The organism is Nocardia amamiensis (genome assembly GCF_015477605.1).
GTDB lineage: Bacteria > Actinomycetota > Actinomycetes > Mycobacteriales > Mycobacteriaceae > Nocardia > Nocardia amamiensis_A.
On record NZ_JADLQX010000001.1, the window covers coordinates 485,891 to 504,837 of the forward strand.

An 18,947-nucleotide genomic window follows, 5' to 3' on the forward strand; every position below is an offset into this window, starting at 1 on the left:
CGACGGCGCGCGGCGGGCGGCCCGATCAGGCCACCCTGGTCGTCACCCTAGTGCGCGCACACCGTGCCGGAACGGGTTGCACCGTCACGCGCCGACCGCGGCTTCCTCGGCCGTGCGGCGGTCATAGGCGTCGCGGGCCGAGGCGATTTCGTTCTGATGCGACTCGGTCCAGGTGACCAGCGCCTTGATCGTGGTGTGCAGGCTCGCGCCGAGCGGGGTGAGCGCGTAGTCGACCCGCGGCGGGATGGTCGGGTACACGCTGCGCAGCACCAGGCCGTCGCGTTCCAGATGCCGCAGGGTCTTGGTGAGCATCCGCTGGCTCACCCCGTCGATCGCGCGCTTCAGTTCGGTGAACCGCAGGCTGCGCTGGTCCAGCAGCGCGATCACCAGCAGTGACCACTTGTCCGCCACCCGGTCCAAAATCTGGCGCACTTCGCAGTCCACCCTGGTGTCCCACTGCAGCACGTCGTAGTCGGCCTCGGCATCGCCGCAGTCGGTCGGGGCCGGCGCGCTGTCGTCCATGGGCCGATTCTGCCCAGTTCAGCGGTCGGCGCGCCATTCGCCACCGGCTCCGGGAATTATTCGCGCGGGTCCTCCGTTGAGCATTTCGACAAGATTGAGTGTGATCGACTCAAGTTTCGGTTGACTCCCGGCCTCCTGCCGATGCAGGATTGAGCCGACCACGCTCAGTGTTGCTGGGGCCGTGCTCCGTGAGGTGCGAGGGGCGAGGTCTCGCGGCGTCCGGTATGGGCGCCGAAGGGCGGTTGTTCGCCCAGCACCGACACAGATTGGTACGTCAACTAGGAGGAAACACAATGGCTCGTGCGGTCGGAATCGACCTCGGGACCACGAACTCGGTCGTCGCCGTTCTCGAAGGCGGCGAGCCGGTCGTCGTAGCGAACTCGGAAGGATCGCGCACTACCCCGTCGATCGTCGCGTTCGCGAAGAACGGCGAGGTGCTGGTCGGCCAGCCTGCCAAGAACCAGGCCGTCACCAACGTCGACCGCACCATTCGCTCTGTCAAGCGGCACATCGGCACCGACTGGTCGGTGGACATCGACGCCAAGAAGTACACCGCGCAGGAGATCAGCGCCCGCGTGCTGATGAAGCTGAAGCGCGACGCCGAGGCCTACCTCGGTGAGGAGATCACCGACGCGGTGATCACCGTGCCTGCCTACTTCGAGGACTCGCAGCGTCAGGCGACCAAGGAGGCGGGCCAGATCGCGGGCATGAACGTGCTCCGCATCGTCAACGAGCCCACCGCGGCCGCGCTCGCGTACGGCCTGGATAAGGGCGACAAGGAGCAGACCATCCTGGTCTTCGACCTCGGTGGCGGTACCTTCGACGTGTCGCTGCTGGAGATCGGCGAGGGCGTCGTCGAGGTTCGCGCCACTTCCGGTGACAACCACCTCGGTGGCGACGACTGGGACGAGCGGGTCGTCAAGTGGCTGGTCGACAAGTTCAAGGGCAGCTCGGGCATCGACCTGACCAAGGACAAGATGGCCATGCAGCGGCTGCGTGAGGCCGCCGAGAAGGCCAAGATCGAGCTCAGCTCCTCGCAGAGCACCTCGATCAACCTGCCCTACATCACCGTCGACGCCGACAAGAACCCGCTGTTCCTCGATGAGCAGCTGACCCGCGCCGAGTTCCAGAAGATCACCTCGGACCTGCTCGACCGCACCCGCGCGCCGTTCCAGTCCGTGATCAAGGACGCGGGCATCAAGGTGTCCGACATCGACCACGTCGTGCTCGTCGGCGGTTCCACCCGCATGCCCGCCGTCACCGACCTGGTGCGCGAGCTCACGGGTGGCAAGGAACCCAACAAGGGTGTGAACCCGGACGAGGTCGTCGCCGTCGGCGCCGCACTGCAGGCCGGTGTGCTCAAGGGTGAGGTCAAGGACGTCCTGCTGCTCGACGTGACCCCGCTGTCGCTGGGCATCGAGACCAAGGGCGGCGTGATGACCAAGCTCATCGAGCGCAACACCACCATCCCGACCAAGCGCTCGGAGACCTTCACCACCGCCGACGACAACCAGCCGTCGGTGCAGATCCAGGTGTTCCAGGGCGAGCGCGAGATCGCCTCGCACAACAAGCTGCTCGGCTCCTTCGAGCTGACCGGCATCCCGCCCGCCCCGCGCGGCGTGCCGCAGATCGAGGTCACCTTCGACATCGACGCCAACGGCATCGTGCACGTCACCGCGAAGGACAAGGGCACCGGCAAGGAGAACACGATCAAGATCCAGGACGGCTCCGGCCTGTCCAAGGAGGAGATCGACCGGATGGTCAAGGACGCCGAGGCGCACGCCGCCGAGGACAAGGCCCGCCGCGAGGAGGCCGAGACCCGCAACCAGGCCGAGTCGCTGGTGCACCAGACCGAGAAGTTCATCAAGGAGAACGAGGACAAGGTCCCCGCGGACGTCAAGACCAAGGTCGAGGCGGCCATCGCCGAGGCGAACGAGGCCCTCAAGGGCACCGACATCGCCGCGGTCAAGGCGGCCGTGGAGAAGCTGGCGACCGAGTCGCAGGCGCTCGGCCAGGCCATCTACGAGGCCTCGGCCGCGGATGCCGCGGCCTCCGGCAACGGCGCGGCGTCGAGCGCCGCGTCGGATGACCAGGTCGTGGACGCCGAGGTTGTGGACGAGCCGGTCGACACGGAGAAGAAGTGAGCGAGGGAAACGCCGAGAAGGAACCGATCACCTTCGTCGACAACCGGAAGATCGACCCGGAGACCGGGGAGATTCGCGAACCGGTCGCGGACAACGGCGCCGCGGCCGGTCCGGCCCCGTCGGGCAACGGCGCTGAACTGGACAACGGCGTGGATGCTCAGGCACTCGCCGAGACCATCAGCGGCGAACTCGCCGAGCGCACCGCCGATCTGCAGCGGCTGACCGCGGAGTACGCCAACTACCGGCGCCGGGTCGAGCGCGACCGCAAGGCCACGATCGACGCCGCCAAGGCGTCGGTGGTCACCGAATTGCTGGGCGTGCTCGACGATCTCGACCGGGCGCGGGCGCACGGCGACCTGGAGTCGGGTCCGCTGAAGTCGGTGGCCGACAAGCTGGCGGTCGCGCTGCAAAAGCAGGGTCTCGAGGAGTTCGGTTCGGAGGGCGAGCCTTTCGACCCGACCCTGCACGAGGCCGTGCAGCACGAGGGTTCCGGCCACGATCCGGTGATCGGCATTGTGATGCGCAAGGGCTATCGCTTCGGCGATAGGGTGCTTCGGCACGCGCTCGTCGGGGTAACCGATGGCGTGGCCGATCTGACGGAAGCCGGCGAGGCAGAGACCGCTGATCGGGTGACGGAAGAGGCATCGGACGTTGATGCCGGCGCGAACGACAATTAAGGACGCGAGAGGAGGAGATGCTCGGTGAGCCAACGGGAGTGGATCGAAAAGGACTTCTACAAGGAGCTGGGTGTTTCCTCCACTGCCTCGCAGGACGAGATCAAGAAGGCCTACCGCAAGCTCGCGCGTGACTTGCACCCGGACGCCAATCCCGGTGATACCAAAGCCGAGGAGCGGTTCAAAACCGTCAGCGAGGCGCATGCCGTGCTGTCGGATCCGGCCAAGCGCAAGGAGTACGACGACACACGCAAGCTCTTCGCGGGCGGCGGATACAGCCGGGGCGGCTTCGGTTCCGGCGCGGGCGGGTTCTCGCAGGAGTTCAACCTCGGGGACATCTTCGGCGGCGCGACCGCAGGCGACGGTGGCCTCGGCGACCTGCTCGGCGGTCTGTTCAACCGGGGCGGCACGCGGACCTCGAGCCGCCCCCGGCGCGGCTCCGACGTGGAGACCGAGACGACCCTCGGTTTCCGGGAGGCCGCCCAGGGCGTCACGGTTCCGCTGCGGATGACCAGCCCCTCGCCGTGCACCACGTGTCACGGCAGCGGCGCCAAGCCGGGGACGAGTCCGCGAGTCTGCCCGGTTTGCAACGGAAACGGCGTGGTCAGCCGCAACCAGGGCGCGTTCGGCTTCAGCGAGCCGTGCGACGAGTGCCGGGGCAGCGGTTCGATCATCGACGATCCGTGCGCCGACTGCCGCGGCAGCGGAATCCAGAACCGCACACGCACCATCACGGTGCGGATTCCCCCTGGAGTCGGTGACGGCCAACGGATCCGGCTGGCCGGTCAGGGCGAGGCGGGGCTGCGTGGGGCGCCCTCGGGCGACCTCTACGTCACGGTCCACGTCAGCCAGGACAAGGTCTTCGGCCGCAGCGGCGACGACCTGACCCTGGTACTTCCGGTCAGCTACAGCGAATTGGTGCTCGGCACCACGGTTTCGGTGCCCACGCTGGAGGGCCGGGTCGGCGTCAAGGTGCCGCCGGGCACCGCCGACGGCCGTATCCTGCGAGTGCGCGGCCGCGGCGTGCCCAAGCGCGGTGGCGGCGCGGGTGACCTGCTGGTGACCGTCAAGGTGGCGGTGCCGCAGAAGCTGGACAGTGACGCCGTGGATGCGCTCCAGCGCTACCAGGAGGCGGAGCGGGCCAGTGGTTTCGATCCACGTGCGGGATGGGCGGGTGCGTGATGTCCTCTGAACCGAAGAACGCGTCCGGTGGGGCGCGCGCCGAGTTCTTCATGATCTCGGTGGCGGCCCAGCTGGCCGGCATGCACGCGCAGACGCTGCGCACGTATGACCGTCTGGGACTGGTTACGCCGCAACGCACTTCGGGCGGCGGGCGGCGCTACTCGGCCAGGGATGTGGAGCTGCTGCGCGAGGTGCAGCGGCTGTCCCAGGACGAGGGCGTCAACCTGGCGGGCATCAAGCGCATCATCGAACTGACCAATCAGGTGGAGGACCTGCGCCAGCAGGTCGCCGAGCTGTCGGCCGAGCTGGAGCGGATGCGGGCGGGCTACCGTCCCGATCTCTCGCCTCCGCAACGCAGTACCGCGTTGGTCGTCTGGCAGCCGCGCAATCGCCGCGACGACAGCCACCGCCGGCGGTAACCACACCACCAGGCCCCCGGCCTCCGATCGCGCATCGCGATCCGAGTCCGGGGGCCTTGCCGTATCGGTGGGCCGCCGTCTGATTTGCTGGCGGTAAACCGGGATATGTACGTCGTATATCGTACAAATCACGCGATTTTCGCGTCGAATCACCTGGGAGATTTCACCATAGATTGGTCGACGGTATCGGCGGCGTACGGATGTTCCGTGGTCGCGGCGTCGGTTCGAATGTTGCCCTGCAGTCGCTGGAACAGACCGATCGGGACGTAATTTTCCAAGCGGGCCATGTAAATTCGGCGGGCATCCGGCCGATTTGGCGCCAGATCCGCCGTCTTGCAGTCGGTTTCTCTGGCGTGTCTCGCTTGGCGCCCTCGTTTTACCGAAATTACACGCGTGATGTTCCATCGAAGGATTCCGTAGCTGGCAAACCTCGCCTACACTCCTTGCCATCGGCTGCTGTCGAGTGGCCCCGCAGCACCTCACTCGTCGGCATGATTCGTGTACGAGTGCGAAATGGGGTTGTGAGAGCAATGGATTCACGCACTGTCGCTTTGATCAGAACCACATTCAAGGCGGTTGCTGCGGAGGATGGGGGGCCGGAAAAACTGGCCAGATCGTTCTACGCGATCTTGTTCACCGACTACCCGCACGTCCGCGATTTCTTTCCGGCCGCGATGGACTCCCAGCGCGATCGCCTGGTCAAGGCGATCTCCTACGCGCTGGACCGGTTGGAGGAGCCCGAGAAGCTCCTACCCTTCCTCGCCCAATTGGGCAGGGACCACCGTAAATACGGCGTGCAGGCCGTGCACTACACCGCCGTGGCCGGCGCGCTGAAGACGGCCGTCAAGGTGTTCGCGGGAACCGAGATGTGGACCGACGAGGTCGACCGGGCCTGGGACGAGGGCCTGAAGATCATCTCCGACACCATGATCGGCGCGGCGGACAAGGAGAGCACGCCGCCGGTGTGGACCGGCACCGTCATCGAGCGGCGCGAGGTGCTGCGCAACCTGATCGTCGTCCGGCTGCAACTCGACCAGCCGATGCGGTATGCCGCGGGCCAGTACCTGAGCGTGCAGATTCCGTCGCGGCCGCGGATGTGGCGGTACCTCTCACCCGCCGTGCCCGCGAACGCCAACGGTGAGATCGAATTCCACGTCCGGGGTGTGCTCGGCGGCTGGGTCAGTTCGGCCATCGTCGCCCAGACCGCTGTCGGCGACCAATGGCTGCTCGGCTCGCCGCTCGGTGGACTCGGTATCCCGCGCAACACCAAGCGCAAGATGCTGATGGTCGGCTGCGGCACCGGCCTCGCGCCGCTGCGCGCGCAGCTCATGGCGATGGCACAGCGGCGAACCAATCCCAAGGTGCACCTGTTCATCGGGGGCCACCATCCGTGCGACCTCTACGATCTGGATACGTTGAACGACCTGGCGTTGGCCAACCGCTGGCTCACCGTCACGCCGGTGACCGAGCACGAGGACAACCCGTGGTGGCACGTCGAACCCGACGAGCCGCGCGGCCCGTGGCCGAGCCTGGAGCCGCGGGTCATCGGGCAGATCGGCAAGGTTGTCGCGAGCTTCGGTCCCTGGGCCGACCGCGACGTCCAGATCGTCGGTTCGCCCTCGATGGTGCAGACCACGAAGTTCCGTCTCATGGCTGCGGGGACGATGGCCAAGAACATCCGCCACGATCCGCTGTTCTGACTTTGTCGCGCCGAGCTTGTTCAGAGTCCTTCGAATTGGATCAATTCCGCCGGGGTGCCGGTTTCGAGCAGGCGCTCGACGGTGGTCTGCACCATCGCGGGGGAGCCGCAGACCAGCACCTGGTGGTCCAGGAACGCGCCGTGCGAGCCGACCACGTCGGCGAGCGTGCCGTACAGCAGGTCGTCGGGCGGGAAGCCGATGTCCACCCGGGACTGCTCGTACCACTCGTCCACCCAGTCCGGGTCCTCCGGGCTTTCCACCACGGGAATCACGGTGAGCCAGGGCAATTCACCGGCCAGCAGGTACAGCATGTCCTCGGCGTACAGGTCGCGCGGGTATCGCCCGCCGACGAACAGGTAGGTGCGCGGCGGCTCCGGCTTCCGGGCCAGATCGAGGATCTGCGCGCGCATCGGCGCCAATCCCGTGCCGCCCGCGATCATCACCACCTCGGCGCCGTCCGGGTCCACCCAGAATCCGCCGAGCGGAGCGCCGATCCGCCACTCGTCGCCCGGCTGGGTGTCGGCCACGATCGCGCCGCTGCACCAGCCGCCCGGCACCGTGCGCACGTGGAACTCCAGTTTGCCGTCCAGCGAGGGCGGCAGCGCCGGGGAGAGCCTGCGCCGCACACCAGGGTGCTGCGGCACCCGCACCTCGACGGACTGGCCCGCGGCGAACGGCACGAACTCGCCGATCAACCGGATCACCGCGAGGTCGTGACGCAGCCGATGATGGCCGACGACGGTCGAGGTCCACTCCGGCGCCTCATGCGCGCCGTTACCGAGCATGCTCGGATCCCCCACCGGGGCCTCCTTCATTTACACAGGGTCGCAGCTGATGATCTGCTCGGGCGTGCCGACGGCGATGAGTGCGCGCCGGGTGTCCGCGATCATGCGCGCCGACCCGGCGATCTGGATCTGCCGGTCCGCCCACGCGCCGAAGCTCGCGACCACGGCGCCCAGGTTACCGATCAGCCGCCGGTGCATGCCGTACGGTGCGTCCTGCGCTGGATGTGGGTACCACCACGGGTTGGTCTTCTGCTCGCATACCGGAACGATGGTCAGCCACGGGTTGCTCTGCGACAGCTGCCACATGTTCTCCACGTCGTACAGGTCGCAGGGGTAACGGCCGCCGATGAAGAAGTGCACCCGCGGGTTGATGCCGCGCTGGCCCATCTCGATCAACTGGGCGCGCAGCGGGGCGATGCCGGTTCCCGCGCCGATCATCAGCACGTCACGGCCGCTGTCCCGGTCGACGTGCAGGCCGCCCAGCGGTCCGGCGATCTGCCACCGGTCGCCGACCCTGGTCTCGTTGACGATCGCGGGGCTCACCCACCCGCCGCGGATCTTGCGCACGTGGAACTCGATCTCGCCATACGGATTGGACGGGATCGCCGGCGAGAGGTAACGCCACATCTTCGGGCGCTGCGGCACGCAGACCGGCACGTACTGCCCGGCCTGGTAGGGCACCGGCCCGTCGGACTGCAGGCGCACGATGGCCAGGTCCTCCAGCACGCGGCGATGACCGACCACGGTCGCCTCCCAGTACGGCTGGGACTTGTCGGAGTTGGCGCCGATGGCCATGGACGCGGAGATCAGGATGGTGATGTCACGCCAGCCTTCCTCCAGGCCGCGGTGCCAGGCGGCGCCGTTGTAGACCCGGAACGCGGCCAGCAGGGCGCGCCCGGCGATGTCGTAGTGCGCGGCCTCGACGCCGAATTTGCGGTGGTCGCGGGCGAGTTGTTCCAGGAACTTCTGGGCCCGGTCCCAGTCCTCCAGGTGGTCGAGCACGTACTGGATGGCCGTGGCTATCCGCTTGGCCTGCATGTCCATGGCGGGTGGGAACAACTCGCGCAGCCGGGGGTTCTCGGCGAACAAATGTCCGTAGAACGCACTGACCAACCGCTCGGGTCCATTCGGCGATTCGATCACCGAACGAAAATTGGCGCGGACCAGCGCAGCCGAACGCGCATCCACGACGTCGAGCTTCCTTTCCCTCAGTTCTGCCCGGGGACATACCCGTTACCGGCGGTCTCCCGCCGACAAGTATCCCCGAAAATGCCGTGGTCGTGTTGGGTATAAGGCGTAAGACCCGGCCGAACGGTAATCGGTGGGCAAACGGCGATGTCACTGACCCGCTCTGGGGGCGTCGCGGAAGAGCCGCACCGAAACCCTCGCCGCGTCGTCGCGGTGAGACGGCCGGTCAGGCCCCGGCGGCAGCACGGACCGCGGGCACGACCTGCTCGGTATAACGACGGATCTGCTCGACCGGTTCCCCGTCGGTCGGCCAGAAGACGAATCCGTCGATCCGCTGGTCGCGGTGCAGTGCCAGCAGGTCGTCGACCCAGCGCTCGGGCGGGCCCTCGAGGAAGCCGTGGTCGGCTCCGTCCGCGGTGATGGTCCCGGACACGTTGTAGACCCGCCGCACCTCGAGCGGATCCCGGTCGGCTGCCGCGGCGGCGTCGTCGATGCGCCTGCCCGCTTCGGCGAGCAACTCCGGCGGCGCCCACGCGGCCGAGGGCACCCAGCCGTCGGCGAGGCGACCGGTCAGCTCGAGCATGCGCGGTCCCTTCGCGCCGACCCAGATGCCGGGACGGTGGCGCGGACGTGGGCCGGGGTGAGCGCCCGCGAGCGAGTAGAACACGCCCGGCACGCGGACCGATCGCTCGTCGCTCCACATCGCCCGGATCACCGCGATCGCCTCGGCCAGGGCTCGCACCGCCTCGCCGCCGGTCCGGCGCGGCCCGCCCATCCCGGCGACGGCATCCCAGAAGGCGCCTGCGCCGAGGCCGAGATGTATCCGGCCGTCGCTGACGATATCGAGAGAGGCCACCGATTTCGCGAGAATCGCGGGGTCACGCAACGGAAGGTTGGCCACGTCGGGAAAGAAGCTCACCCGCGTTGTGCGCGCCGCGAGTGCGGTGATCAGCGTCCAGGTGTCCAAGAAGCGGCGCTGATAGGGGTGGTCCTGGATGCCGATCAGGTCGAGCCCGGACCCGTCGGCATACGCGCTCAGCTCGGTGAGCTGCCGGTAGTTGTCGGCTTCGGGAATCAGGAACAGGCCGAATTCGGGCGGTCGGGTGCTCACGCACACCTCCGGGAGGTCTCGCGGGACGTCGATCCAGCGTCAGGGCCGGAGGTGGCGCTCAAATGGCGAGCACGGTCTTGCCGCGCGCGCCGGGCGCGCCGATGACCGCGGGACCGTCCGCGAGCGGAACGGTCGCGTCGATCGGCACCACTACGTCGCCTGCCGCGACCCGCTGGATGAGCCGGGCCAATTCGGGGGCTTTGCCCTTGGATTCGATGTTGCCGCCCTTGATGGACCGGGCGCGCAAGGCGTCCTCGTCGGCGGCGAAGGTAGTGGAGTAGACCGTCCCGCCGTCGCGGACGAGGGCGGTCAGCTCGGTGAGCGCCTCGGGCGGGCTCACCAGGTCGAACAGGACGTCGATGCCCTCGGGATGGGCGGCGAGAACCTGGTCGCGCACCGGGCCCGCGGTGTAGTCGACCGTCTCGGCCGCACCGAGACGGGTGATCTGGTCGGCGGAGTCGCCCCGCGCCGTCGCGATGACGTGCGCGCCCGCGATATTGGCCAGCTGCACCAGGAACGAGCCGACGCCACCGGTGGCGCCCACGATCAGCACGGTCTGGCCGGGTTGGATATTGGTGGCGTCCACGAGATCCTGCGCGGTGACCCCCGCGGTCGGCAACGCCGCGGCCTGAACGGTCGGGACGCCGACCGGGATCGGTACCAGGGTGCCGCCTTCGGGCAGCACCGCGTACTCGGCGAAGCTGCCGTGGCCGACCGGCGGTGTGAGGAACTTGCCCACCACCCGGTCGCCGACCGCGAACCGGCTGACGCCGGCGCCGAGCGTGGCCACGGTGCCCGCGCCGTCCACCCCGAGGATCATCGGAAAATCGTGCGGCAGCTTGCCGTCCAGTATTCCGGAGGCCACCTTCTGGTCGAACGGGTTCACCCCCGCCGCCTGGAGTTGCACCCGCACGGTTCCCGGCCCCGGCTCGGGTATCGGCATCTCGGCTAGCTCTGGTGTCGCTCCGAACTTCCGTACCACGATCGCGCGCATCCGTTGGCTCCTCGACTAGGGCTGAATGGTGATGCATCGACTGACGGCCGTCGCCATCGTAGGCACCCGAAGGTCATCTACATGCGCAATCATCGCATCGGCGGTGTCGGAGTCGTCGTTTTCGCCGATATCGGGGCGTAGCGTTCGACTTGATCCGGCGAGCGGGCACGAGCGTCGGAACGGCTCGACGAAAAGATCCAAAACTTGAGTGGAACAGACTCAACCTTTCGAACGTTGGACGGATAGGAACGGTGCCGAGCCGGACGGTGGTCGTGCGAGATCGCGCTGGGCGCCGTGCGAATCGACTAGTAGGAAGGTGACTCGTGGACTCGTTCAATCCCACCACCAAGACCCAGGCGGCCCTGACCGCCGCACTGCAGGCGGCCTCCGCCGCGGGCAATCCGGAGATCCGTCCGGCGCACTTGCTGGTGGCGTTGCTGGATCAGACCGACGGCATCGCCGCGCCCTTGCTGAAGGCCGTCGGAACGGATCCGGCGGCCGTGCGCCGCGAGGCACAGGACATCGTGGACCGGCTCCCCCGGGCGACCGGCGCCACCACATCACCACAGCTGGGCCGGGAGGCGCTGGCCGCGATCACCGCCGGCCAGCGCCTGGCCACCGAACTCGGTGACGAGTACGTCTCCACCGAGCACGTCATGGTCGGTCTCGCCGACGGCGACTCCGACGTGACGATGCTGCTCGAGAAGTACGGCGCCACCGCCGACGCGCTGCGATCGGCGTTCACCGCCGTGCGTGGCAGCGCGAGGGTGACCAGCCCCGATCCGGAAGGCACCTACCAGGCGCTGGAGAAGTACTCCACCGACCTCACCGATGCCGCCCGCACCGGCAAGCTCGACCCGGTGATCGGCCGGGACACCGAGATCCGCCGTGTGGTCCAGGTTTTGAGCCGCCGCACCAAGAACAACCCGGTGCTGATCGGCGAGCCCGGCGTCGGCAAGACCGCGATCGTCGAGGGTCTGGCCCAGCGCATCGTCGCGGGCGACGTACCGGAGTCGTTGCGCGGTAAGTCCGTCGTTGCGCTGGATCTCGGCGCGATGGTCGCCGGCGCCAAGTACCGCGGCGAATTCGAGGAACGGCTCAAGGCCGTGCTGGAGGACATCAAGAACAGCGCGGGCCAGATCATCACCTTCATCGACGAGCTGCACACCATCGTGGGCGCTGGCGCCACCGGGGAATCGGCGATGGACGCGGGCAACATGATCAAGCCGATGCTGGCCCGCGGTGAGCTTCGCCTGGTCGGCGCGACGACGCTGGACGAGTACCGCAAGCACGTCGAGAAGGATGCCGCTTTGGAGCGGCGCTTCCAGCAGGTGATGGTCGGGGAGCCGTCGGTGGAGGACACCATCGGCATCCTGCGCGGCATCAAGGACCGGTACGAGGTGCACCACGGCGTGCGCATCACCGACTCCGCGCTGGTCGCCGCGGCCACGCTGTCGGACCGCTACATCACCTCCCGGTTCCTGCCGGACAAGGCGATCGACCTGGTCGACGAGTCCGCATCGCGGTTGCGCATGGAGATCGACTCCCGCCCGGTGGAGATCGACGAGGTGGAGCGTGCGGTGCGGCGCTTGGAGATCGAAGAGGTCGCCTTGAGCAAGGAGACCGACGAGGCCTCCAAGCAGCGACTGGACAAGCTGCGCGCCGAACTGGCCGACTCCAGGGAGCGGCTCAACCAGCTGACCACCCGCTGGCAGAACGAGAAGAACGCGATCGACCAGGTGCGCGGGCTGAAGGAGCAGTTGGAAGCGCTGCGCGGTGAATCGGAGCGCGCTGAGCGCGACGGTGATCTGGGCAAGGCGGCCGAGCTGCGCTACGGGCGCATCCCGGCACTGGAGAAGCAGCTCACCGAGGCCGAAAAGTCTTCTGCCGCGGCGGGCGACGGCGAGGTCATGCTCAAGGAGGAGGTCGGACCCGATGACATCGCCGAGGTGGTGTCCTCGTGGACCGGCATCCCGGTGGGCCGGATGCTGGAAGGCGAAACGCAGAAACTGCTGCGCATGGAGCAGGAGCTGGGGCGTCGCGTGGTCGGGCAGACCGAGGCGGTGCGGGCGGTGTCCGACGCGGTGCGCCGGGCGCGCGCCGGTGTCGCCGACCCGAACCGCCCGACCGGCTCGTTCATGTTCCTCGGCCCGACCGGTGTCGGCAAGACCGAGCTGGCGAAGGCCTTGGCGGACTTCCTGTTCGACGACGAGCGCGCCATGGTCCGCATCGACATGAGCGAGTACAGCGAGAAGCACTCGGTCGCTCGGCTGGTCGGCGCACCGCCCGGTTACGTCGGCTACGACCAGGGCGGCCAGCTCACCGAGGCGGTGCGGCGCAGGCCCTACACGGTGGTGCTGTTCGACGAGATCGAGAAGGCGCACCCGGACGTGTTCGACATCCTGCTGCAGGTGCTCGACGAGGGCAGGCTCACCGACGGCCAGGGTCGCACCGTGGACTTCCGCAACACGATCCTCATCCTCACTTCCAACCTGGGTGCGGGTGGTGATCGCGAGTTCGTGATGAACGCGGTCCGTTCGGCCTTCAAGCCGGAGTTCCTCAACCGCCTCGACGACGTGGTCATCTTCCACGCCCTCGACGAGGAACAGTTGGAGAGCATCGTCGACATCCAGCTCGATCAGCTGCAGAAGCGGTTGTCGCAGCGCAGGCTGAAGCTGGATGTCGGCGATTCGGCGAGGTTCTGGCTCGCGGTCCGCGGCTACGACCCGGCCTACGGCGCCCGGCCGCTGCGCAGGCTGATCCAGCAGGCCATCGGCGACACCCTCGCCAAGGAACTGCTCGCCGGAGAGATCACCGACGGCGACAACGTCAAGGTGTCGGTCAGCCCCGATGGTGACGGCCTGATCGTCGGGCGATAGGCACCCGGCCGGCGCACGTGGAGCGTCAGCTCCGCGTGCGCCGTGGCTGCGCAGAAGTGGTCATGCGGCTCCCACAGACCGCGAGGACGAACATGGTGCCCGCCAGCAGCACACCGGTGCCTGTTGTACCGAACCCACTGAGGAGGTAGCCCGCGAGCAGCGTGCCGAAGGCGGCGGAGCCGTCGACCACCATCGAGAGCATGCCGACCGTCCGGCCGAGGGTTTTCTCGGGGATGACCTCCACGCGGAAGATGGTCAGGAGAACGTTGACCATGACGCCGACTCCGCCGACCCCGAACCAGGCCACCGCGAGCACCACAGGGTTGGAACTCAGTGCGATCAGTAGCAGCAGCGCCGCCCAGGCCCACAGCGCGCTACGGTAGACCCGGGTGCGGCCGAACCGTCTGCTCAGCTTCGTCGCGATGGCGGAGCCGATGATGCCGCCGACACCGGCCGCGCCGAGGACGACGCCGATCGTCCACGCCGGCCCGTCGCCGCCCTCGAGTTCAACCATGATCAGCAGGATGCCCACCTGGATGACCAGGTTCGACAGTCCGCCGATCACGGTCGTGGTGCGCAGGAACGGTTCGTTCCAGATAATCCGGGCACCATCCCGGATAAGGTTCCATGCTCCCGGACCGGACCGTTCGCGCTGCGGTGGCTGCGCGGCAGTACCCCATCGGATCGACTGCAGGGTTTCCCGGCAGAAAACGTACGACGCGGCGTTCACGGCGAAGGGCAGCCATGGCGCCAGGCCGTAGGCGGCAGCACCGGTGGCCCGGCCGACCACCAAGGCGACGGGCTGTTCGGCCTCGAACAGCGACAACGCGGAGCCGCGATGCTCGTCGTCGACGATGTCACGGATGGAGGTCAGTTCGCTGGCTTCGAAGAAGACATAGGCAGTGCCCTCGACGAAGGCGGTGAGCATGAGAAGCAGTGCGAGATAAGGCATCTCGAACATGACCACCACGATGGCCGAGCAGGTCGCCGCCAGCCCGGCCGACTGGCAGAGAAGCAGGGTTCGTCGCCGATTGCCATAGTCCGCGGTGATGCCCGCCGGGATCTGGAAGATCAGACTCGGTACGGTTACCGCGAACCCGACCCAGCCCGCGAGTGCGGGGGAGTGGGTCACCGACAAGACCAGCAGCGGATAGGCGAGGCGCACTCCGAAGAACCCGACCAGCGAGACCGCGTTACCCGACCACAGCAACGCGAAATTCCGGTCTACGCGGATAGTTATGGTCCGCGGTTCCCTCATTCGCCTGCCGCCGTGGTGATGTCGACCCTTACCCCGGATTCGATGTGGCGCATTGGTTTCTCCACGTCGACGCGATAGACCGAGCCCATCCCGTCACGATAGCGGTAGGTGTAATGTCCAGCGCCGCATACTTTGTCACCAGGCAGGGCAGGTTCGCTCAGGCCGCGATGCCGATTCGGCGAGCAACCGCCGGATCGTCGGAATGCAAACCGATCGGGTCATCCAGCACAGCGAGAAACTTCGCGTGCCGCGGCCCGAGGGGAAGTTCGGCGATGGCAGCGTGTGGAAAAGCGATCCGGCCGCCTGATCCGGAACTGTCGATCCGAGATCGGCCGGTGCTCGTACCACCACGGCAGGTCGCCGATGTCCCCGGCTGCGGCAACCAACAGCGCCGGCCCGGCCGACTCGGGTTCGGCCGATTACCTGGTGTGCATTTGCCTGATTTCAGGCCCGCACACTAGCGAAGCGAAACCAAGCATTGTCCGTACGCGGCCGTAAGGGTGCCGCGAACACGCCGCGCTGCAGGCGCTGCGAATTGAACACGGCCTACGCTGGAATGCATGACCAACCCGAACGATCCGTGGGGACAACGGCCGGAAGATGCGCCGACCGAGTACCTCGGTCCGCCGGGCAAGTCCGGATACGAGGAACTGGCGCACACCGAGGCGTACGGCACCGGCGCCCCATCGGAATACCCTCCGACCCAGCAGTACGGGGGGTGGGCGCCGCCGGGGCCGAATGCCACGCGAGAGTTTCCGTCCTACGACGCTCAGTGGGCCGCCTACCAGGGCGGTGGTGACAACCGGTGGCCGGGCACGGCGGTGCCGCCCGGCGGCGGCGCTCCGCCGGAACAGCCGCGGCCACCACGGCGCAATACCGGCCTGTGGATCGCGCTGGGTCTAGGCGTCGTCCTGTTGATCGGCGCGGTCGGCGTGGCGGCGGGGTTGCTGTTGGGCGGCAGCGACTCGGGTTCGAGTGACACGGCGGCGGTTTCGTCGGCGCCGGTCACGACCAGGTCGGTTCCCGGCACGAGGACCGGTGCGCCGACCCCGCCGAGCGGGCTGCCGGGCGTGCCCGGCCTCGGCGATGTCGATGGCCTCGGCGCGACCATGGGAACCATCACGGCCAACGACGGGGGCACGCTGACTGTGAGCACGGTGCTCGGCGACACCATTGCCGTGCGCACCGACGCGAACACCCAGGTGATCTCGCTGTCGGGCACCAAGGTGTCCGATCTACCCACCGGCGAACTCGTGCTGATCCAAGGTGACAAGGCGGCGGACGGATCGATTCAGGCCAAGGTCATTATCGGCACCTCGCTGCCCGGCGGCCCGCGATGAGCGACCGGATACGCCACGTGCCGGCGGCGACGGACCATGTCCGGCTGCACCGCAGGGGTGGCGGCCTCGCCTTCGCTCGGGGCATGAGGTCGACGACGGACTATGTCCGGCCGCGCCGGTTATGCGGCCGCCTCCGCTCGGTCCGGCCCGGCGCGGGGGCAATGACGGACTATGTCCGGCCGCGCCCGTTAGGCTAGGCGGCGATGACGGCAATCTGGTTCGGACTGGCGGCGATCGCGCTTGTGGGCGCGATCGTATTGCTGTATTTCGATCGGCTCCAGCGGCAGCGGACCGGTCACGCGCGACAGGTCTGGGCGAAGTCCCAGGGCTACACCTACGTGTCCGTCGAGCCCGCGCTGCCGTCCACGTGGCGGCGTGGCGCGATGGCCAAACTGGGCTATCTGTCCGCGGTCGACGTGGTCTCCGGCATCCGCAAGGGCGAGAAGTTCGTTCTGTTCGACCTGGAGGATGCCGCGACCCTGGTCGCCGTGCGCAGGCAGATCGGCTCGGACATCGACGTGGACATGCGGCTGAAGACCGCCGCACCACCCAAGGACCACGATCTGGAACTGCTCGGCGCCATCGGGGGCCGGGTGGTCTTCGCGACCAACCCCGAAATCGCCAGACACGCTGTGGATCAGCGCATGGTCGCCTTCATCGAGAATCTGTCGGACACCGTGCAGATGCTCTGGAGCGAGGGCAACTGGACGCTGGGCATGCTGTCGGTCGGCACGTCCCCGAAGGACTGGGAGAACGGGATCGACGCGGTGCTGCGCCTGTCCGGCCTGCTGCACGTGTTGCCCCCGGTCAGCGAGCCGCGCTTCGACGGCGGCGGGCACGACCCGAGCCGTCCGCGTGCACGCGAGCGTCAGCGGGATGCGGAGGACGACGCGACGGGCAGCCCGGCCATGCCGCGGGTGCGCGGGGAGTCGGACAGCGACGAGCAGCCGTTCGACGACGACGTCTACGCGAACGAACGAGCGCCGCTGTCCGCGGTGGACGAAGCCAGGCCGGAACCTCCGCGGCGTCCTTCGCTCGCCGTGGTGCCGGACGCGCGCGCCCGCGTCCGGGAAGACGACTGGGCGGGCGAGGAGGACCTGGCGCGCGAGGAGCGCGACGCGCAGCCCGCCGCGGAGAACCGGTCCGGTGCGGGCGACCCGCCCGGCGGCCCGTTCCACCCGGGGTTCCGGCCCTATCAGGGACCCGTGCCGAAGTGACCGGCCGCGCGCCCAGCGCAGCCGGCTCCGCTCGGCTGCGGCCCATCGCGCTGTCATGACCGACCACCCGCATCCACGTCTGCAGAACAGGCGCAGCCGGACGAAGTCCGTCATCAGCTCCGCGCCGGGCCGAGCGAAGGCGAGGCAGCCGCCCGGCGGGGCCTGTCCGGTGGCCTTGGTCACCGGACCGACCTCGGGCATCGGTCACGGCTACGCGAGTCGGCTGGCCGCGCTCGGCTACGACTTGGTGCTGGTCGCCAGGGACGAGCAGCGTCTCGAGGCCCTCGCGGCCGACCTCGAGCACCGCTTCGGCACTCGCTCGCAGGTGCTCGTCGCTGATCTGGCGCGGGCGCCCGACCGCGAGCAGGTCGCCGCGCGGCTGGCCGACGGCGTCGAATTCCTGGTCAACAACGCGGGATTCGCGCACTCCGGGGAATTCTGGACGGTGCCGCCCGAGCAGTTGCAGGCGCAGCTGGACGTCAACGTGACGTCGGTGGTCCAGCTCACCAGGGCGGCGCTGCCGTCGATGATCGCCGCGGCGAACGGCCGCGTGGTCAACGTGGCCAGTGTCGCGGGCTTGGTCCCCGGACGAGGCTCGACGTATTCGGCGTCCAAGGCCTACGTCGTATCCTTCACGGAAGGGTTGGCAGGCGGATTGGCCGGAACCGGAGTGCGGGTCCAGGCCCTGTGCCCGGGCTTCGTGCACACCGAATTCCATGAGCGAGCCGGCATCGAGATGTCGTCGCTGCCGAAAGCGCTGTGGCTGAGCGTCGACCAGGTAGTGGCCGGTTCGCTGCGTGATCTGGAGAAGGATCGGGTGCTCAGCGTGCCCGGTATGCAGTACAAAGCGCTCACTACCGTCGGCGGAATGATCCCGCGAACCCTGGCGGCCCCGACTGAATCGCGGGCTGTTCAACGCACGCGGAAGGACTTAGACATGATCGACCAGGTGATTACCAACGACAGGGACAGATTGGCCACGCTGGTGCGCGAGCTCGCGGTGGTGCACGGCCGGGTCACGCTGTCCTCGGGCAAGGAGGCCGACTACTACGTCGACCTGCGCCGCGCGACCCTGCACCACGGCGCGGGCCCGCTGATCGGCAAGCTGCTGCGCGAGCTGGTCGCGGACTGGGATTTCGACGCGGTCGGCGGCCTGACCATGGGCGCCGACCCGGTCGCGCTTGCGGTGATGCACGCGCCGGGCCGTCCGATCGACGCCTTCGTGGTGCGGAAGGCCGCGAAGTCACACGGCATGCAGCGCCAGATCGAGGGCCCGGACGTCGCGGGCAAGCGGGTGCTGGTCGTCGAGGACACCACCACCACCGGCAATTCACCCGTGACCGCGGTGCGCGCGTTACGCGCGGCAGGCGCTACCGTTGTCGGTGTCGCCACCGTCGTCGACCGGGAAACCGGCGCCGATCAGGTGATAGCCGCGGAGGGACTGGAGTACCGGTCGATCCTCGGCTTGAAGGATCTCGCCCTGGGATAACCTGGTCGATGGTCTGAGTACGAGAAGGTGAAGGGTCGTGTGAGT

Annotated in this window: 15 protein-coding genes and 1 pseudogene; 10 read left to right on the forward strand and 6 right to left on the reverse strand. The window is 68.1% G+C overall.

Translation table 11 applies throughout. The features are described from left to right. Positions 1–84: 84 nt before the first annotated feature. Positions 85–522, reverse strand: coding sequence for a winged helix-turn-helix transcriptional regulator (locus IU459_RS02185; protein WP_195127704.1), 438 nt, complete (start codon positions 520–522; stop codon positions 85–87). Between the two features lie 293 nt (positions 523–815). On the opposite strand from IU459_RS02185, the gene dnaK reads away from it, so the two are divergent. From dnaK to IU459_RS02210, 5 genes are all read left to right on the forward strand, one after another. Beyond that, positions 816–2,666, forward strand: coding sequence for a molecular chaperone DnaK (gene dnaK / locus IU459_RS02190; protein ID WP_195127705.1), 1,851 nt, complete (start codon positions 816–818; stop codon positions 2,664–2,666). Further along, complete coding sequence (gene grpE / locus IU459_RS02195; protein WP_195127706.1) at positions 2,663–3,343, forward strand: nucleotide exchange factor GrpE; 681 nt, start codon at positions 2,663–2,665, stop codon at positions 3,341–3,343. Before dnaK ends, grpE begins: the two co-directional genes overlap by 4 nt. 24 nt (positions 3,344–3,367) lie before the next feature. Next, positions 3,368–4,522: a molecular chaperone DnaJ gene (dnaJ, locus tag IU459_RS02200; protein ID WP_195127707.1), complete on the forward strand. Its 1,155-nt coding sequence runs from the start codon at positions 3,368–3,370 to the stop codon at positions 4,520–4,522. Then, positions 4,522–4,941 (forward strand): heat shock protein transcriptional repressor HspR, encoded by a 420-nt coding sequence (locus IU459_RS02205; protein WP_195127708.1) that lies wholly within the window; start codon positions 4,522–4,524, stop codon positions 4,939–4,941. Before dnaJ ends, IU459_RS02205 begins: the two co-directional genes overlap by 1 nt. Positions 4,942–5,471: 530 nt before the next feature. Continuing rightward, positions 5,472–6,641, forward strand: coding sequence for an FAD-binding oxidoreductase (locus tag IU459_RS02210; RefSeq protein ID WP_195127709.1), 1,170 nt, complete (start codon positions 5,472–5,474; stop codon positions 6,639–6,641). Positions 6,642–6,661: 20 nt separating this feature from the next. On the opposite strand, the gene IU459_RS02215 is transcribed toward IU459_RS02210, so the two are convergent. The 4 genes from IU459_RS02215 to IU459_RS02230 all read right to left on the reverse strand — a co-directional run bounded on the left by IU459_RS02215 (position 6,662) and on the right by IU459_RS02230 (position 10,719). Next, the gene (locus IU459_RS02215) at positions 6,662–7,426 is read right to left on the reverse strand and encodes an FAD-binding oxidoreductase (RefSeq protein ID WP_195127806.1); all 765 of its coding nucleotides are present in this window, start codon (positions 7,424–7,426) and stop codon (positions 6,662–6,664) included. 30 nt (positions 7,427–7,456) lie between these two features. Next, positions 7,457–8,614, reverse strand: a complete 1,158-nt coding sequence (locus IU459_RS02220; RefSeq protein ID WP_195127710.1) for an FAD-binding oxidoreductase — start codon at positions 8,612–8,614, stop codon at positions 7,457–7,459. 226 nt (positions 8,615–8,840) lie between these two features. Beyond that, positions 8,841–9,725, reverse strand: coding sequence for an LLM class flavin-dependent oxidoreductase (locus IU459_RS02225; protein ID WP_195127711.1), 885 nt, complete (start codon positions 9,723–9,725; stop codon positions 8,841–8,843). Positions 9,726–9,783: 58 nt separating this feature from the next. Then, positions 9,784–10,719, reverse strand: a complete 936-nt coding sequence (locus IU459_RS02230; RefSeq protein WP_195127712.1) for an NADP-dependent oxidoreductase — start codon at positions 10,717–10,719, stop codon at positions 9,784–9,786. Between the two features lie 323 nt (positions 10,720–11,042). On the opposite strand from IU459_RS02230, the gene clpB reads away from it, so the two are divergent. Further along, the gene (gene clpB / locus IU459_RS02235; protein WP_195127713.1) at positions 11,043–13,598 is read left to right on the forward strand and encodes an ATP-dependent chaperone ClpB; all 2,556 of its coding nucleotides are present in this window, start codon (positions 11,043–11,045) and stop codon (positions 13,596–13,598) included. A 25-nt stretch (positions 13,599–13,623) separates the two neighbouring features. On the opposite strand, the gene IU459_RS02240 is transcribed toward clpB, so the two are convergent. After that, a complete protein-coding gene (locus tag IU459_RS02240) occupies positions 13,624–14,856 on the reverse strand; it encodes an MFS transporter (RefSeq protein ID WP_195127714.1) in 1,233 nt (410 codons plus the stop codon). Positions 14,857–15,416: 560 nt separating this feature from the next. Here IU459_RS02240 and IU459_RS02245 point away from each other — a divergent pair. The 4 genes and pseudogenes from IU459_RS02245 to pyrE all read left to right on the forward strand — a co-directional run bounded on the left by IU459_RS02245 (position 15,417) and on the right by pyrE (position 18,902). Then, the gene (locus IU459_RS02245; RefSeq protein WP_195127715.1) at positions 15,417–16,196 is read left to right on the forward strand and encodes a DUF5666 domain-containing protein; all 780 of its coding nucleotides are present in this window, start codon (positions 15,417–15,419) and stop codon (positions 16,194–16,196) included. Between the two features lie 203 nt (positions 16,197–16,399). Continuing rightward, positions 16,400–17,413: a hypothetical protein gene (locus tag IU459_RS02250; protein WP_228837180.1), complete on the forward strand. Its 1,014-nt coding sequence runs from the start codon at positions 16,400–16,402 to the stop codon at positions 17,411–17,413. Between the two features lie 55 nt (positions 17,414–17,468). Then, positions 17,469–18,348: pseudogene (locus IU459_RS02255) on the forward strand (SDR family NAD(P)-dependent oxidoreductase). A 2-nt stretch (positions 18,349–18,350) separates the two neighbouring features. Next, positions 18,351–18,902, forward strand: coding sequence for an orotate phosphoribosyltransferase (gene pyrE, locus IU459_RS02260; RefSeq protein ID WP_195127716.1), 552 nt, complete (start codon positions 18,351–18,353; stop codon positions 18,900–18,902). Positions 18,903–18,947 lie beyond the last annotated feature (45 nt).

Coding starts and splice junctions, on each gene's coding strand:
- IU459_RS02185 (WP_195127704.1), bottom strand. CDS start 522: ATGGACGACAGCGCGCCGGCCCCGACCGACTGCGGCGATGCCGAGGCC.
- dnaK (WP_195127705.1), top strand. CDS start 816: ATGGCTCGTGCGGTCGGAATCGACCTCGGGACCACGAACTCGGTCGTC.
- IU459_RS02205 (WP_195127708.1), top strand. CDS start 4,522: ATGTCCTCTGAACCGAAGAACGCGTCCGGTGGGGCGCGCGCCGAGTTC.
- IU459_RS02210 (WP_195127709.1), top strand. CDS start 5,472: ATGGATTCACGCACTGTCGCTTTGATCAGAACCACATTCAAGGCGGTT.
- IU459_RS02215 (WP_195127806.1), bottom strand. CDS start 7,426: ATGCTCGGTAACGGCGCGCATGAGGCGCCGGAGTGGACCTCGACCGTC.
- IU459_RS02230 (WP_195127712.1), bottom strand. CDS start 10,719: ATGCGCGCGATCGTGGTACGGAAGTTCGGAGCGACACCAGAGCTAGCC.
- IU459_RS02240 (WP_195127714.1), bottom strand. CDS start 14,856: ATGAGGGAACCGCGGACCATAACTATCCGCGTAGACCGGAATTTCGCG.
- IU459_RS02245 (WP_195127715.1), top strand. CDS start 15,417: ATGACCAACCCGAACGATCCGTGGGGACAACGGCCGGAAGATGCGCCG.
- IU459_RS02250 (WP_228837180.1), top strand. CDS start 16,400: ATGACGGCAATCTGGTTCGGACTGGCGGCGATCGCGCTTGTGGGCGCG.
- pyrE (WP_195127716.1), top strand. CDS start 18,351: ATGATCGACCAGGTGATTACCAACGACAGGGACAGATTGGCCACGCTG.